14 protein-coding genes are annotated in these 13,771 nt (G+C 71.6%); 10 read left to right on the forward strand and 4 right to left on the reverse strand.

What is annotated here, in order from left to right:
* Positions 1 to 259 precede the first annotated feature (259 nt).
* The 3 genes from DDQ41_RS18435 (at position 260) to DDQ41_RS18445 (ending at position 2,747) form a co-directional block, all read left to right on the forward strand.
* A complete protein-coding gene (locus tag DDQ41_RS18435; protein WP_245991346.1) occupies positions 260 to 1,612 on the forward strand; it encodes a dicarboxylate/amino acid:cation symporter in 1,353 nt (450 codons plus the stop codon).
* Positions 1,613 to 1,834: 222 nt separating this feature from the next.
* Positions 1,835 to 1,909: a 50S ribosomal protein bL37 gene (locus tag DDQ41_RS33060; RefSeq protein ID WP_106430099.1), complete on the forward strand. Its 75-nt coding sequence runs from the start codon at positions 1,835 to 1,837 to the stop codon at positions 1,907 to 1,909.
* A 217-nt stretch (positions 1,910 to 2,126) separates the two neighbouring features.
* Positions 2,127 to 2,747 carry a TetR/AcrR family transcriptional regulator gene (locus tag DDQ41_RS18445; protein WP_172607754.1) on the forward strand — a complete coding sequence of 207 codons (621 nt, stop codon included), beginning with the start codon at positions 2,127 to 2,129 and terminating at the stop codon, positions 2,745 to 2,747.
* A 148-nt stretch (positions 2,748 to 2,895) separates the two neighbouring features.
* On the opposite strand, the gene DDQ41_RS18450 is transcribed toward DDQ41_RS18445, so the two are convergent.
* Entirely contained in the window at positions 2,896 to 3,294 is a 399-nt protein-coding gene (locus tag DDQ41_RS18450; RefSeq protein WP_109297813.1) for a DnaJ family domain-containing protein, read from the reverse strand.
* A 403-nt stretch (positions 3,295 to 3,697) separates the two neighbouring features.
* Entirely contained in the window at positions 3,698 to 3,901 is a 204-nt protein-coding gene (locus DDQ41_RS18455; RefSeq protein ID WP_017948713.1) for a cold-shock protein, read from the reverse strand.
* Positions 3,902 to 4,171: 270 nt separating this feature from the next.
* On the opposite strand from DDQ41_RS18455, the gene DDQ41_RS18465 reads away from it, so the two are divergent.
* The 5 genes from DDQ41_RS18465 (at position 4,172) to DDQ41_RS18485 (ending at position 8,997) form a co-directional block, all read left to right on the forward strand.
* The gene (locus DDQ41_RS18465; protein WP_109295477.1) at positions 4,172 to 5,068 is read left to right on the forward strand and encodes a menaquinone biosynthetic enzyme MqnA/MqnD family protein; all 897 of its coding nucleotides are present in this window, start codon (positions 4,172 to 4,174) and stop codon (positions 5,066 to 5,068) included.
* Positions 5,069 to 5,387: 319 nt separating this feature from the next.
* On the forward strand, positions 5,388 to 6,587 hold the full coding sequence (gene mqnC / locus DDQ41_RS18470) for a cyclic dehypoxanthinyl futalosine synthase (protein WP_109295478.1): 1,200 nt from the start codon (positions 5,388 to 5,390) through the stop codon (positions 6,585 to 6,587).
* Positions 6,588 to 6,594: 7 nt separating this feature from the next.
* Positions 6,595 to 7,248 carry a hypothetical protein gene (locus DDQ41_RS18475; protein ID WP_109295479.1) on the forward strand — a complete coding sequence of 218 codons (654 nt, stop codon included), beginning with the start codon at positions 6,595 to 6,597 and terminating at the stop codon, positions 7,246 to 7,248.
* Between the two features lie 120 nt (positions 7,249 to 7,368).
* Positions 7,369 to 8,064 (forward strand): demethylmenaquinone methyltransferase, encoded by a 696-nt coding sequence (locus DDQ41_RS18480; protein ID WP_109295480.1) that lies wholly within the window; start codon positions 7,369 to 7,371, stop codon positions 8,062 to 8,064.
* Positions 8,065 to 8,085: 21 nt separating this feature from the next.
* Positions 8,086 to 8,997 (forward strand): glutaminase, encoded by a 912-nt coding sequence (locus DDQ41_RS18485; RefSeq protein ID WP_109295481.1) that lies wholly within the window; start codon positions 8,086 to 8,088, stop codon positions 8,995 to 8,997.
* Positions 8,998 to 9,399: 402 nt separating this feature from the next.
* On the opposite strand, the gene DDQ41_RS18490 is transcribed toward DDQ41_RS18485, so the two are convergent.
* Positions 9,400 to 9,915: a GNAT family N-acetyltransferase gene (locus DDQ41_RS18490; protein WP_109295482.1), complete on the reverse strand. Its 516-nt coding sequence runs from the start codon at positions 9,913 to 9,915 to the stop codon at positions 9,400 to 9,402.
* A 97-nt stretch (positions 9,916 to 10,012) separates the two neighbouring features.
* On the opposite strand from DDQ41_RS18490, the gene DDQ41_RS18495 reads away from it, so the two are divergent.
* Entirely contained in the window at positions 10,013 to 11,302 is a 1,290-nt protein-coding gene (locus DDQ41_RS18495; protein WP_109295483.1) for a geranylgeranyl reductase family protein, read from the forward strand.
* A 593-nt stretch (positions 11,303 to 11,895) separates the two neighbouring features.
* Here the strand turns inward: DDQ41_RS18495 and DDQ41_RS18500 are convergent.
* On the reverse strand, positions 11,896 to 12,711 hold the full coding sequence (locus tag DDQ41_RS18500) for a C40 family peptidase (protein WP_109295484.1): 816 nt from the start codon (positions 12,709 to 12,711) through the stop codon (positions 11,896 to 11,898).
* A 694-nt stretch (positions 12,712 to 13,405) separates the two neighbouring features.
* Here DDQ41_RS18500 and DDQ41_RS18505 point away from each other — a divergent pair.
* The gene (locus DDQ41_RS18505) at positions 13,406 to 13,765 is read left to right on the forward strand and encodes an NADH-quinone oxidoreductase subunit A (protein WP_017948722.1); all 360 of its coding nucleotides are present in this window, start codon (positions 13,406 to 13,408) and stop codon (positions 13,763 to 13,765) included.
* The last annotated feature ends 6 nt before the right edge of the window (positions 13,766 to 13,771 follow it).

Consider the following 13,771-nt stretch of genomic DNA (forward strand, 5'->3'; position numbering starts at 1 on the left):
GGCCCGCGCCCCTCCCTCCCCCTCGCGCCGCACCGCGCCGGCGCCGGGGGCGCCCCCGGCATGTCCGCGGCCAGTCGCCGTTCGGCCTGTCGCCACTCCGCCTGTCGCCGTTCGGCCTGACCGGGCTTCGCGGGGCGGCCCTCCCCGAGTGCACGGGCGCCGCAGCTGCGCACCTCTCTTCTCGATCCTCCCGACTTCCCCGATCTCCCCCGCCTCTCCCGTTTCCCCTGCCTCACCTGCTTCCTCCCGTTTCCCCGATATGCCTCACCGGAGCGTGCCCGTGTCCGCGAACTCCGCGACGCCCACCCGGCCCAGCCGAATCCCGAAGGTCCCCTTCTGGGCCCAGATCGTCGCCGGCCTGGTCGCCGGCGTCCTGCTCGGCTGGCTGGCCCGCAGCCAGGACGTCACCTGGCTGCGTACCACCCTGGAGCAGATCGGCGACATCTTCGTCCAGCTGCTGAAGTTGGCCGTCGCCCCGCTCGTCTTCTTCGCGATCCTGGTGTCGATCACCAATCTGCGGAAGGTCAACAACGCCGCACGGCTGGCCGGCCGCACTCTGCTGTGGTTCATGATCACTTCGCTGATCGCCGTGGCGATCGGCCTCACGATCGGCCTGCTCACCAACCCCGGTGCGGGCACCGGCCTCACACCGCGGGACGGCGAGAAGCCGGAGAAGGCCGGCTCCTGGATCGACTTCCTCACCGGCATCGTGCCCACGGACGTCATCACGCCCTTCACCGAGCTGAACGTCCTGCAGATCGTCTTCATGGCCGCCGTCGCCGGTGCCGCCGCCCTCAAGCTCGGTGACCGGGCCCAGCCGATCCTCGCCTTCAGCGAGTCCGTGCTCGAACTGCTCCAGAAGGCCCTGTGGTGGGTCATCCGGCTCGCCCCGATCGGCACCGTCGGCCTGATCGGCTACGCGATCGCCGACTACGGCTGGGACCTGATCGGCAAGTACGCCACCTTCACGGCCGACGTCTACATCGGCTGCGCGCTGGTCATGTTCGGCGTGTACCCGCTGCTGCTGGCCACCGTCGCCAAGGTCAACCCCCTGCAGTTCTTCAAGGGCGCCTGGCCCGCCATCCAGCTCGCCTTCGTGTCGCGCTCCTCGGTCGGCACCATGCCGGTCACCCAGAAGGTCACCGAACGACTCGGTGTCCCGAAGGAGTACACCTCGTTCGCCGTGCCGTTCGGCGCGACGACCAAGATGGACGGCTGCGCCGCCGTCTACCCGGCGCTCGCCGCGATCTTCATCGCGCAGATCTTCGACGTCCCGCTCGGTGTGCAGGACTACGTGCTGATCGCCTTTGTCTCGGTCGTCGGATCCGCGGCCACCGCGGGTCTCACCGGGGCGACGGTCATGCTGACGCTGACCCTCTCCACGCTGGGTCTCCCGCTGGAGGGCGTGGGTCTGCTGATGGCGATCGACCCGATCCTGGACATGATGAGGACCGCGACCAACGTCGCCGGCCAGGCCGTCGTACCGGTGATCGTCGCCGCACGCGAGCGGATCCTCGACCGCGACGCGTACGACTCGGCCTCGGCGTCCCCGGTGGACGAGGGCGGGATGCCCGAGCCCGGCCGGCAGCAGGCCGTTCCCGCCGCCGTGTGACGTGCCGCCGCCGGCCCCGCGGAGGAGGCGGAGCGGCCGTTCCGGCCTGCCGCGGGTGCTGCCGGCCGTTCCGGCGTGCCGCGGGTGCTGCCGGCCGTTCCGGCGTGCCGCGGGTGCTGCCGGCCGTTCCGGCGTGCCGCGGGTGCGGAGCCGGAGGGCGGACCTCACTTCGCCTAGGCTGGCCGGATCGTCGTTCTCGTCCGGAAGCGGGAGATGAGCACCATGTCGAAGCGCGGCAACAAGCGGCGGGCCAGGAAGAAGAGGAAGGCGAACCACGGCAAGCGCCCCAACGCCTGACCGTCCCCACACCCGGTCGCTTCCAGGCCCGTCCGTTCCCGGCGCCTGACCGCCACCGCCGGTCCGGCGCAGGCCGCCCGAGGACCGGTCCGCGAATCCCGCGGACCGGTCCTCGGCGGTTGCGCCCGGCGGAGAGCCTTAGGCTTACCGGACAAGAGTTCGGTGGCCGCTGGCCGGGAGGACGTCTGACGTGGGTGGGGCCGGTGGGAGCAAGCGGATGCCGCGTGCCGTGCGGGAGCAGCAGATGCTCGACGCCGCGGTGCGGACGTTCGGGCAGCGGGGGTACCGGCCGGCCTCGATGGACGAGATCGCCGAACTCGCAGGGGTGTCCAAACCGCTGGTCTACCTCTATCTGAACTCCAAGGAGGAACTCTTCACCGCCTGTATCCGGCGGGAGTCGGCGGCGCTCGCCGCGGCCGTTCGGACGGCGGTGGACCCGGGGCTTCCGGCGGACCGCCGGCTCTGGCAGGGCCTGACCGCGTTCTTCCGGCACACCAGCGAGCACCCGGACGCCTGGGCCGTACTGCACCGGCAGGCCCGTACCCACGGTGAGCCGTTCGCGGCCGAGGTGGCCGTGCTGCGGGACGAGATCGTCGCGCTCGTGACGGGCCTGATCGGGGAGGCGGCACGAGAGACCCGCGGGCCCGGCGAACTCGCCGCCAGGGAAGCGGCGGGCCTGGCGCAGGCGCTGGTCGGGGCGGCGGAGTCGCTGGCCGGTTGGGCGAACGACACCCCGGGTGTCTGTGCGGGGGAGACGGCTTCGACGCTGATGGACTTCGCGTGGCAGGGCCTGGGGAAGCTGATGCAGGGTGAACGCTGGTCGCCCTCCGCCCGATGAGGTCCCGCCGGCCGTCGCGGCCGGCCGCGTGTGACCGGTCCCGCGTGTGACCGGTCCCGCGTGTGGCGTCCGCTCCGCGCGGCCGGGTACGGCGGCGGCTGCGCGGAGCGGACGGCCCGGGTGTCCGGACCGGCCGGTTGGCGTCCCGTCAGGCCCGCCTCAGCCGCCACTCCCGGACGACCTCGTCCGCGTCGTAGGGCCGGCGCCCGAGCGGTGGGCCCGGGGGCGGCATCAGGAGCATCTCGGTGATCTTCTCGTTGATCTCCGTGACGATCCGGCGCACCGCGGCCTCCGAGGGAGCGCGGTGGGCCTTCTCCAGCGCGTCCTCGGCCTCCTTGCGCAGGGCGAGCGCGGGGGGCAGCACGGTGATCCCCTCCTGGTGCATCTTGCCCTTGAGCCACCAGAGTTCGTCGTAGGGTGCCAGGTCGTCGGGCAGGGGCTTGCCGAGGCCCGGCAGATCCTCGAACTCGCCGCGGTCCTCCGCGTCGCGGATCTGCTTGTCGACCCACGACTCGATACTGATGCCCGGGGGCTTTCGCTCGGTCATGGCTTCCAGGGTACGGACACGGGGAGGGCCGGTCAGGGCTCCGGGACAGGGGAACCGCGCCGACGCGACGGCGACCGGGCCGGAGCCGGAGCGGATCCGGCGGTTCCGGGTCCCTGGGCACGGCGGGGTGGCGCCGAGCATCACGTTCCGGGAGTCGCGAGGCGTTCGGGGGAGGCTTTCTTTCCGCTCCCGTTCACCGTCTTTTCCGCAGTGGTTTCCTTTTCCGGTTTCGCTTTCCGGTTCTGGTTTCCGGTTCCGGTTTTCGGCCGTTCGGGTGGCGAATGCGGCTGCCGGCCGGTTTCCGGCAGCGTCCCGGAAGGGCAGGAGCCCCGTCCCGTACACGAAGTACGGGCGGGGCTCCTTGGGTACTGCTAAGTCGTGCGCGATCGCCGACCCGGTCGCGTCAGGCCGGGGTGACGTTCTCCGCCTGCGGGCCCTTCGGGCCCTGGGTGACGTCGAAGTTCACGACCTGGTTCTCCTCGAGGGAGCGGAAGCCGGTCGCGTTGATCGCGGAGTAGTGGACGAAGACATCCGGGCCGCCGCCGTCCTGGGCGATGAAGCCGAAGCCCTTTTCAGCGTTGAACCACTTCACGGTTCCGGTAGCCATAAGCCCTCCTTGGGCCAAAGGGTTGCCCTGCTCCAGAACCTGCAAACAAGTCTGAAAACTACAAAAGCCTGCGGGTCACATGCTCCGCAGGCTCTGCACTGCAAGGGAAACCAAACTGCAACTTGCGTTGAGCCTAGCACGCACGGTGTTCAGATGGGTAGAGGGAAAGATCACGTCACCCGGACGTTTGATGCAGCCTTGACATGCTGACGCTCTCGGGCGCGGTGCCCCGGTCATTCGAAGGCGGGTCCCCCGGTCTAGCCTCACGATGTGGACAGTCACGCAGCACCCGCGGAACACGCCGAGAACGCCGCTGCCGATCACGGCCGTCGCAGCCGGCCGCGGGTCGGTCACATCCAGTTCCTGAACTGCCTCCCGCTGTACTGGGGCCTCGCGCGCACCGGGACACTCCTTGATCTCGAGCTGACGAAGGACACCCCGGAGAAGCTCTCCGAGCGGCTGGTCGCCGGTGATCTCGATATCGGCCCGATCACCCTCGTGGAATATCTGCGCAACGCCGGTGAACTCGTCGCTTTCCCCGATATCGCGGTCGGCTGCGACGGGCCGGTGATGTCGTGCGTGATCGTTTCGCAGCTGCCCCTGGAGCGGCTGGACGGCGCCCGGGTCGCCCTCGGGTCCACCTCCCGCACCTCGGTGCGCCTGGCGCAGCTGCTGCTCGCCGAGCGGTACGGGGTGGCTCCCGACTACTACAGCTGCCCGCCCGACCTGGGCGTGATGATGCAGGAGGCGGACGCGGCCGTGCTGATCGGCGACGCGGCGCTGCGCGCGTCGCTGCACGACGCGCCGCGGCTGGGGCTGCGGGTCCACGACCTGGGCCGGATGTGGAAGGACTGGACCGGCCTGCCGTTCGTCTTCGCGGTGTGGGCGGCCCGGAGGGACTACCTGCGGCGGGAGCCCCGCGTCGTACGGCAGGTCCACGAGGCGTTTCTGGCCTCCCGCGACCTGTCCCTCGAGGAGGTCGCGAAGGTCGCCGAGCAGGCGGCCCGCTGGGAGGCGTTCGACGCGGCGGTGCTCGAGCGGTACTTCACGACGCTGGACTTCCGCTTCGGCCCCGAGCAACTGGCCGGTGTCCGGGAGTTCGCCCGGAGGACCGGCCCGACGACGGGCTTCCCGGCGGATGTGGCGGTCGAACTGCTCGGCATCTGAATCTGGCGCCCGCGCCGCCGGCCGGCCCCGGCCCTTGCCTGTCCCTGCCCCTGCCCCTGCCCTTGCCCTTGCCCCTGTCTGTCCCCTGCCGCGGGCGCGGGCGGCGTCGCGAGGCCGAGCGCCCCCGGCAGAGCCCCTCCCGCGGGCACGTCTCCGCCTCCCGCGGGCACGTCCCCGCCTCCGGCGCGCTGCGGGCGCCCGCCGGCCCCCACCTCCCCGGGGGGAACCGCCGAGGTGCCCCCGCGGGCCGGTCACACGGCCTGCCGTAGGCTGGCACGGTCCGGCAACGCCCGCTCCACCACCGAAAGGCGACACCCCGGTGACCCAGAAGGCCGACCTCCAGTCCGTCCTGGACCGCGCCGCCGAGGGCGGGCGGATCACCCCCGAGGAAGCACTCGGCCTCTACCGCTCCGCGCCGCTGCACTCGCTGGGCGCCGCAGCGGACGCCGTGCGCCGCCGCCGCTACGCGGGCACCGAGCACATCGCGACGTACATCATCGAGCGCAACATCAACTACACCAACGTCTGCGTGACGGCCTGCCGGTTCTGCGCCTTCTACGCGCCGCCCAAGGACACCGCCAAGGGCTGGACCCGCGACCTCGACGACATCCTGCGGCGCTGCGCCGAGACGGTCGAACTCGGCGGCACGCAGATCATGTTCCAGGGCGGTCACCACCCGGACTACGGCGTGGAGTACTACGAGAAGCACTTCTCCGCCATCAAGAAGGAGTTCCCGCAGCTGGTCATCCACTCCCTCGGCGCGTCCGAGGTGGAGCACATGGCCAGGATCTCGGGAGTGTCCGTGGAGGAGGCCGTCCGGCGCATCAGCGCGGCCGGTCTGGACTCCTTCGCGGGCGCCGGCGCCGAACTGCTGCCGGAGCGGCCGCGCAGGGCGATCGCCCCGCTGAAGGAGTCCGGCGAGCGCTGGCTGGACATCATGGAGACGGCGCACGGGCTCGGTGTGGAGTCGACGTCCACGATGCTCATGGGCACCGGTGAGACCAACGCCGAGCGCATCGAGCACCTGCGGATGATCCGCGACGTGCAGGACCGTACGGGCGGTTTCCGGGCCTTCATCCCGTACACCTACCAGCCCGAGAACAACCACCTCAAGGGCCGGACCCAGGCGACGATCTTCGAGTACCTGCGGATGATCGCGATCGCCCGGCTCTTCTTCGACAACGTCGCCCACATCCAGGGCTCCTGGCTGACCACGGGCAAGGAGGTCGGGCAGTTGTCGCTGCACTACGGAGCGGACGACCTCGGCTCGGTCATGCTGGAGGAGAACGTGGTCTCCTCGGCGGGAGCGAGGCACCGCTCCAACCGGCAGGAGATCATCGATCTGATCCGCCGCGCGGACCGGGTTCCGGCGCAGCGGACGACGACGTACGAGCACATCGTCGTGCACGACGACCCGGCGAACGACCCGGCCGACGACCGCGTCGTGTCGCACATCTCGTCGACGGCGATCGAGGGCGGCACCGCGCACCCGGAGCTGAAGCTGCTCAGCGCCAACTGACCGCGCCGTGCTGACGATCCACGCGGCGGACCTGCTGCTGCCCGGCGGCCGGGAGGCGCCCGTGCCGGGTGGCGCGGTCGCCGTCCTGGGAAGCGGGATCGCCGCCGTGGGCCCCTACCGGGAGGTGGCGGCCGCGTATCCGCGGGCGCGGGTGCGCCGCTGGCCCGGTGTGCTGACGCCGGGCCTGTGCAACCCGTACGGACCCGAGCTGCTGGAGCGGGCGTACCACCCCGACCCGCGCGAGGCGGACGAGCTGGGCACGGAGCCGATCACCGGCGCCGCGCTCGCCGCGCTGGAGATGACGGACGCCCGGTGGGGGGCCGGCGCGCGGCGCGGCGCACAGCGGATGCTCGCGCACGGCACGGTGGCGGTGGCCGGTGACTTCCGGCGCCGCGCGGTCCTGGACGCGGTGACCCGGGCCGGGCTCGGCCGCGAGGAGCGCGTCACGGAGCCGGAAGGGCGGCCGTCCCTGGATCCGTTCGAAGGCCGGCCCGCGGCCGAGGCGTTCCTCGAGCCACTGGGCCCCGGGGCCGCGGGCGCGGACTTCGCCGTGTTCGACGTGCCGCCGGACGGCGACCCGTTCGCCGCCCTGCGCGAGCACGGCGCCCGCAGCTGCGTCGCCACCGTCCTCGGGGGCCGGCTGGTGTACCGGCGGCGCTGAACCCCACCGGGCCCGGCCCCGCCCGGGACCCGCGGGCACGCCCCCACCGGAACCGCCGCGGCGCGCCTGAGACAATGGCCGGCGAACCGTCCGCACCCGACACAGCGAGGCCGAACGCCAGTGACCCGCGCATCCCTGGACAAGCAGCCGCACGAAGTCGCCTCGATGTTCGACGATGTCGCGGCGAACTACGACCTCACCAACGACGTGCTCTCGCTCGGCCAGGACCGCCGCTGGCGCAGGGAGGTCGCCGAGGCCGTCGGCGCGCGGCCCGCCGAGCGGGTCCTCGACCTGGCCGCCGGGACCGGCACCTCCTCGCTGCCGTTGACCCGCACCGGCGCGTACGTCGTGCCCTGCGACTTCTCCCTCGGCATGCTGCGCGAGGGCAAGCGGCGGCACCCGTGGCTGCCGCTGACCGCCGGGGACGCGACCAGGCTGCCCTTCCGGGACGGCTCCTTCGACGCCGTGACGATCAGCTTCGGTCTGCGCAACGTCCGGGACACCGACCGGGCCCTGCGCGAGCTGCACCGGGTGACCAAGCCCGGCGGCCGCGTGGTCGTCTGCGAGTTCTCGCACCCCACCTGGGCGCCCTTCCGGACCGTGTACGAGGAGTACCTGATGCGGGCGCTGCCGCCCGTCGCCCGCGCGGTGTCGTCCAACCCCGACGCGTACGTCTACCTCGCCGAGTCGATCCAGTCCTGGCCCGATCAGGCGGACCTCGCGGCGATGCTCCAGAGGGCCGGCTGGTCGAAGGTGGCCTGGCGAAGTCTGAGCGGCGGGATCGTCGCGCTGCACCGCGGCACCAAGTCCCGGTAGGTCCCGGCGGTACGGCGCACCATGGACTACCGGTCGATCCTCGAGCGGATCGCGCAGGACGTCGCACCGCTGCTCGGCAGCGGCACCCCGGCCGAGTACATCCCGGCCCTGGCCGCCGTCGACCCCCGCCGTTTCGGCATGGCCGTCGCCGACCTCGACGGCAGGGTCCACGGTGTCGGCGACTGGGAGCGGCCGTTCTCCACCCAGTCGGTCACCAAGGTCTTCGCCCTGGCCCTCGCCCTCTCCCTGGACGGCGACGGCCTCTGGGAGCGCGTGGGCCGCGAGCCCTCCGGCAACCCGTTCAACTCGCTGGTGCAGCTGGAGTACGAGAACGGCATCCCGCGCAATCCGTTCATCAACGCCGGGGCCCTCGTCGTCACGGACCGGCTGCTGACGCTGACCGGCGACGCGAGCAGCGAGGTGCTGGAGTTCCTGCGGAAGGAGAGCGGCAACCCGGAACTGGGCTTCGACCCGGAGGTCGCCGAGTCCGAGTCCGGGCACGGCGACCGCAATGCCGCGCTGGCCCACTTCATGGCGTCGTACGGCAACATCGCCAATCCCGTCCCCGCGCTGCTCGACCACTACTTCTGGCAGTGCTCGATCGAGATGAACTGCGCCGATCTGGCCCGCGCGGCCCGCTTCCTGGCCCGTCACGGACTCCGCGCGGACGGCAGCCGGCTGCTGACCCGCAGCGAGTCCAAGCAGATCAACGCGGTGATGCTCACCTGCGGTACGTACGACGCGGCGGGCGAGTTCGCCTACCGGGTCGGGCTGCCCGGCAAGAGCGGCGTCGGCGGCGGGATCGTGGCGGTGGTGCCGGGCCGGTGCACGCTGTGCGTGTGGAGCCCGGGGCTGGACGGGCAGGGCAACTCGGTGGCGGGCGTGGCGGCGCTGGACCGCTTCACCACGCTGACCGGGCTGTCGGTGTTCTGACCGCGCGGAGCCGGCCGCCGGGGTCGCCCCGTCGGGCGGCCGGCCGGTTGGTGAAGCGCTTGCCGTACGGATAGACCACGGTCGCCCGGTCCGGGCGCGGCCGGCCGCGCCCGGACCGGGCGACTCCGGAAGCGGCTGGACGGGGCGACCCGGAAGCGGCTGGAGCGAGTCGGCGGACTCCGGCGGGAGCGCAGGACGGGGCGTTCGCACCGGCGCGTCCGGACCGCTCCCGGAGTTCACCCTCGGTGCCGGGCTGGCGTCGGGCTCGGCGCCGGGCCCCGCGTCGGGCCCGGCAGCGAACGTGGCGTCGAACCGCCCCTGCCGCGGGAACACCTCCCCGGCCGGGCGGACACCGGCGCGTCCTCGAGGCGGCCCTGTCCGCCCGCGCCACGGACGCGGCGTTCAGCGGAGGGCGAGCCGGAAGCAGAGCCCCTTGCGGTCGAGTTCCGGGACGGCGTACGTCTCGGCGAGTTCCATGCCCAGCCGCCGGGTCACCGCGATCGACCGCTCGTTGCGGGAGTCGACCATCGCGACCACGGACGGGACACCCGCCGCGCGCAGCCGGTCCAGTGCCGTCCGCGCGGCGGACGTCGCATAGCCGCGGCCCCAGTACGGGCGCGCGAGCCGCCAGCCGATCTCGATCTCCCCGACCGGGCCGAACGCTTCGTGCGGCCACGGCTGCGCGCCCGTGAAGCCGCACACCTCGCCCGACTCGTCCAGCAGCGTCCACAGGCAGAAGCCGCGCTCGGCGTCGTGCCGCCGCTGCCGCGCGGTGAGTTCCTCGTAGACGGACACCTCGGCGGACCTGCCTCCGTGGAACTCCATCACCTCGGTGTCGTCGAAGGCGCGGTGCCAGGCGAACGCGTCCTCCTCGGTGGGCACGCGGAGCTTGACGACGGGGAGAGACGCTGCGGTCATCGTGGGGAGCCCTTCGGTCGCCGTTCGGTACGCCCCCATAGACTGCACACGACCTGTGCCGCCCGGCACGTGAATTCGAGTCTTCGGGAGAACCGCCGTGACCGAGACGACCCCCTCCGAGCACACCGCAGATGTGATCGTCGTCGGGGCGGGCCCGGCCGGTTCGACGACCGCCTACCATCTGGCCAGGTCCGGCCTCGACGTCCTGCTGCTGGAGAAGACGGCGTTCCCCCGCGAGAAGGTCTGCGGCGACGGGCTCACCCCCCGCGCCACCAGGCAGCTGGTCGCCATGGGCATCGACGTGTCCGAGGAGGCCGGCTGGCTGCGCAACAAGGGCCTGCGGATCATCGGCGGCGGGGTCCGGCTGCAACTGGACTGGCCGGAGCTGGCCAGCTACCCCGACTACGGACTGGTGCGCAAGCGGGACGACTTCGACGAGCAGCTGGCGCGGCAGGCGCAGAAGGCCGGCGCGCGGCTGTACGAGCGCTGCAACGTCGGCGCCCCGGTCCTCGACGAACGCACCGGGCGCATCACGGGTGTCCATGCCAGGCTCGGCGACGAGAAGCGCGAGGTCACCTTCCGCGCCCCGCTCGTGGTGGCCGCGGACGGCAACTCCTCCCGGATCTCCCTCGCCATGGGGCTGCACCGGCGCGAGGACCGCCCGATGGGCGTCGCCGTCCGCACCTACTTCACCAGCCCGCGGCACGACGACGACTACCTGGAGTCCTGGCTTGAGCTGTGGGACCGCCGCGGTCCCGGGGAGGACCGGCTGCTGCCCGGCTACGGGTGGATCTTCGGCATGGGCGACGGCACCTCCAACGTCGGCCTCGGCGTGCTGAACACCTCGGCGTCCTTCAAGGAGCTGGACTGGCGCGAGGTCCTCAAGGCCTGGTGCGCCTCGATGCCGGAGGAATGGGGCTATGTGCCCGGCAACATGACCGGCCCGATCCGCGGCGCCGCGCTCCCCATGGCCTTCAACCGGCAGCCGCACTACACCAGGGGCCTGCTGCTGGTCGGTGACGCGGGCGGCCTGGTCAACCCGTTCAACGGCGAGGGCATCGCCTACGCCATGGAGTCCGGGCAGATCGCCGCCGACGTCATCGTCCAGGCGCACGCCCGGGCCACGCCCGCCCAGCGGGAACTGGCCCTGCGCGGCTACCCCGAGGTCCTCAAGGACACCTACGGCGGCTACTACACGCTGGGCCGGGCGTTCGTGAAACTGATCGGCAACCCGAAGGTCATGAAGATCGCGACCCAGCGGGGCCTGACGCACCCGGTGCTGATGAGGTTCACGCTGAAGATGCTGGCCAACCTCACGGATCCCACCGGCGGCGACGCGATGGACCGGATCATCAACGGCCTCTCCAAGGTGGCCCCACGTTCGTGACGATTCAACCGGCGTCGTTCCGCGCCGGGTTGTGCGTGTGAGGCCCTCGGGCTTGGCCCCTTCCCACCGCAGACATGAATCCGCCCGCCGGGGGCGCAGGCCCCGGCGGGCGGATTCAGCGTTTCGCGGTCCGCTACCGCAGGGTCAGCCCGTCCCGGAGCGTCCCCGGGGCGGCCTGGGGAGCGCGGTCGGGACAGGCGTGGACGGTCACGCTCGGGCCGCTGGCGCGCTCGACACGGCTCACGGGAACGGGTGCCTCGGTCTCCCGCGCGCAGAGGCCGCCCCGACGACCTCGCCCTGACCGGCCGCCGGCGACGACTCGGTCTCCCGCGCAGAGGCCGCCCCTCCGGGGAACGGACGTGGCAATGGTGACGTTTCTCGGTCTCCCGCGCGCAGAGGCCGCCCTGGCCCGCCGGCGACCGTCCGGCGGCCGGGGGCTCTCCCGCCGGACGGCGAAGGGCCCAGGGGGCACGACGCGAAGGCCACCGCCCCCGGACGGGGAGACGGTGGCTGTCCCGGTCATCCCGGCCGTCCCGTTCGTCCCGGGACGAACGGGACGAAGCGGGTGTTCCGGGGGAGCGCTTCGGGGCCGCTCAGAGCACGCGGACGGCGCCGCTCGCCGGATAGCCCGACAACTCCTGGATGACGACGCCCTTGCCGGGGTTGGCGGCGTCGAGGTACTTGCCGTCGCCGATGTACACACCGGTGTGGTAGGCGGAGCCCGCGCCGCCCCAGTAGAGGATGTCGCCGACCTGGAGGTTGCCCAGGGACACCTGGGTGCCCGCCACGGACTGGTCCTGGGAGACGCGCGGCAGGTCGATGCCGACCTGGCGGAACGCGGCCTGGACCAGGCTGGAGCAGTCCCACGAGTTGGGGCCGGTGGCGCCCATGACGTAGGCGTCGCCGAGCTGGGCCTTGAGGAAGGCGACCACGGTCGCGGCGGAGCCGGAGGCGTCGGAGACGCCCTGCGAGGGGGCGGACAGGGTGGTGCGCTCCGAGGAGCGGGAGGAGCGCTCCTCGGCCGCGGCGCGGGCGGCCTCCTCGGCCTTCCGCTCGGCTTCGGCCTTCCGCTCGGCCTCGGCTTTGCGCTCGGCCTCCGCCTTGGCCTTCTTCGCGGCCGTCGCCGCCTTGACGGCGGCGGCGTTCTCCTGGGTCTTCAGGTCGAGGGCCAGGGCCGCCTGCTGGGTCGCCTCGGCGGAGAGGGCGACCGCCTCGGCGAGTTCCGGGCTGTCGACGGTGAGCGCGGGCATCTCGATGGTCTCGGTCACCGGCTCGGCGTTCGCCGGCCCGGCGCTTCCGGCCACCGCGATGGTGCTGAGGACGCCACCGGCAACTCCGGCGCGCAGCGCGAGCTTCGAGGAGCTGCGGCGGGGCTTCCGGTGGCTACGTATGTGAGCGGTGTGGGACATGGGTACAACCGCTATCAGGGCTCAACGGTTCCCTTCAAGAAACGTGCTTTCCGCCACAGTTGCCGCCCCGGACCGGCGAATCGGCCCGCGTGTCGCCTTTATTGACGCCGTAACGGGCAAAACGGGCAGTCGTGATCAAGGTTGTGATCTTGGGTTTTCGCGAAAAGGTCCGGATTGCCCGCCGCTTACCACCCCTTCACACCGATGGCCAAGACCCGGTTTTCCGGACCTCGTCCCGAGTGGCGCAGGTCACAGAAAGGTCACCGCCGGCGACCCGGGGTGTCGCTCGTGAACGCGTGCACACGTCCACTTCCGTCCGCGCGGTCCCCTCGCGTGAGTGAAGGCCGTCCTTTATCACTCGGTCCGGTCCGTCGCGAATTTGCCTGGACGTCTCGGCCCCTGCTAGAGGCGATGGCCTCTGACCAGCAGTAACGGGGAAAATGTTCACTTTTCGTAGTCGCTTGTGCGCTTCCCGTGTGAAGATCACCGCTCATCCGGCTTCATGATCCTTCGTCAGGTGGTGGAGATCACAAAGTCCTTGGCCCACCCCGTGTCGCAGATCACAGACCGACGGGCATAGGATGCGGAGCAGTCGGGCTTGTGAACTGCCTCACATGAGCATGATCTTCGCGGGGCGGCGAGACGAGTCCCGGTGCGGTCCAACGGTCAAGGACGACTGGAAGGAGCGAGGAGCGTGAATGCCTACGCGCCCATCCTCGTGCTCGGCGCCCTAGGGGCAGGCTTTGCGATCTTCTCCGTGGTCATGGCGACGCTCGTCGGCCCGAAGCGGTACAACCGCGCGAAGCTCGAGGCGTACGAGTGCGGTATCGAGCCGACGCCGACGCCGGCCGGAGGGGGCCGCTTTCCGATCAAGTACTACCTGACGGCGATGCTCTTCATCATCTTCGATATCGAGATCGTCTTCCTCTACCCCTGGGCCGTCAGCTTCGACGCCCTGGGGATCTTCGGGCTCGTGGAGATGCTGCTCTTCGTGCTCACCGTCTTCGTCGCCTACGCCTACGTCTGGCGGCGCGGCGGCCTGGAATGGGACTGAGGGGCT

The sequence above is a fragment of the Streptomyces spongiicola genome (assembly GCF_003122365.1).
Taxonomy (GTDB): domain Bacteria; phylum Actinomycetota; class Actinomycetes; order Streptomycetales; family Streptomycetaceae; genus Streptomyces; species Streptomyces spongiicola.

Bases quoted from the DNA above. Each gene is read 5' to 3' on its own strand.
- DDQ41_RS18435 (WP_245991346.1), top strand. From the start codon at position 260: ATGCCTCACCGGAGCGTGCCCGTGTCCGCGAACTCCGCGACGCCCACC.
- DDQ41_RS18485 (WP_109295481.1), top strand. From the start codon at position 8,086: ATGGACTACCGGTCGATCCTCGAGCGGATCGCGCAGGACGTCGCACCG.
- DDQ41_RS18500 (WP_109295484.1), bottom strand. From the start codon at position 12,711: ATGTCCCACACCGCTCACATACGTAGCCACCGGAAGCCCCGCCGCAGC.
- DDQ41_RS18455 (WP_017948713.1), bottom strand. From the start codon at position 3,901: ATGGCTACCGGAACCGTGAAGTGGTTCAACGCTGAAAAGGGCTTCGGC.
- DDQ41_RS18445 (WP_172607754.1), top strand. From the start codon at position 2,127: ATGCCGCGTGCCGTGCGGGAGCAGCAGATGCTCGACGCCGCGGTGCGG.
- DDQ41_RS18450 (WP_109297813.1), bottom strand. From the start codon at position 3,294: ATGACCGAGCGAAAGCCCCCGGGCATCAGTATCGAGTCGTGGGTCGAC.
- DDQ41_RS18490 (WP_109295482.1), bottom strand. From the start codon at position 9,915: ATGACCGCAGCGTCTCTCCCCGTCGTCAAGCTCCGCGTGCCCACCGAG.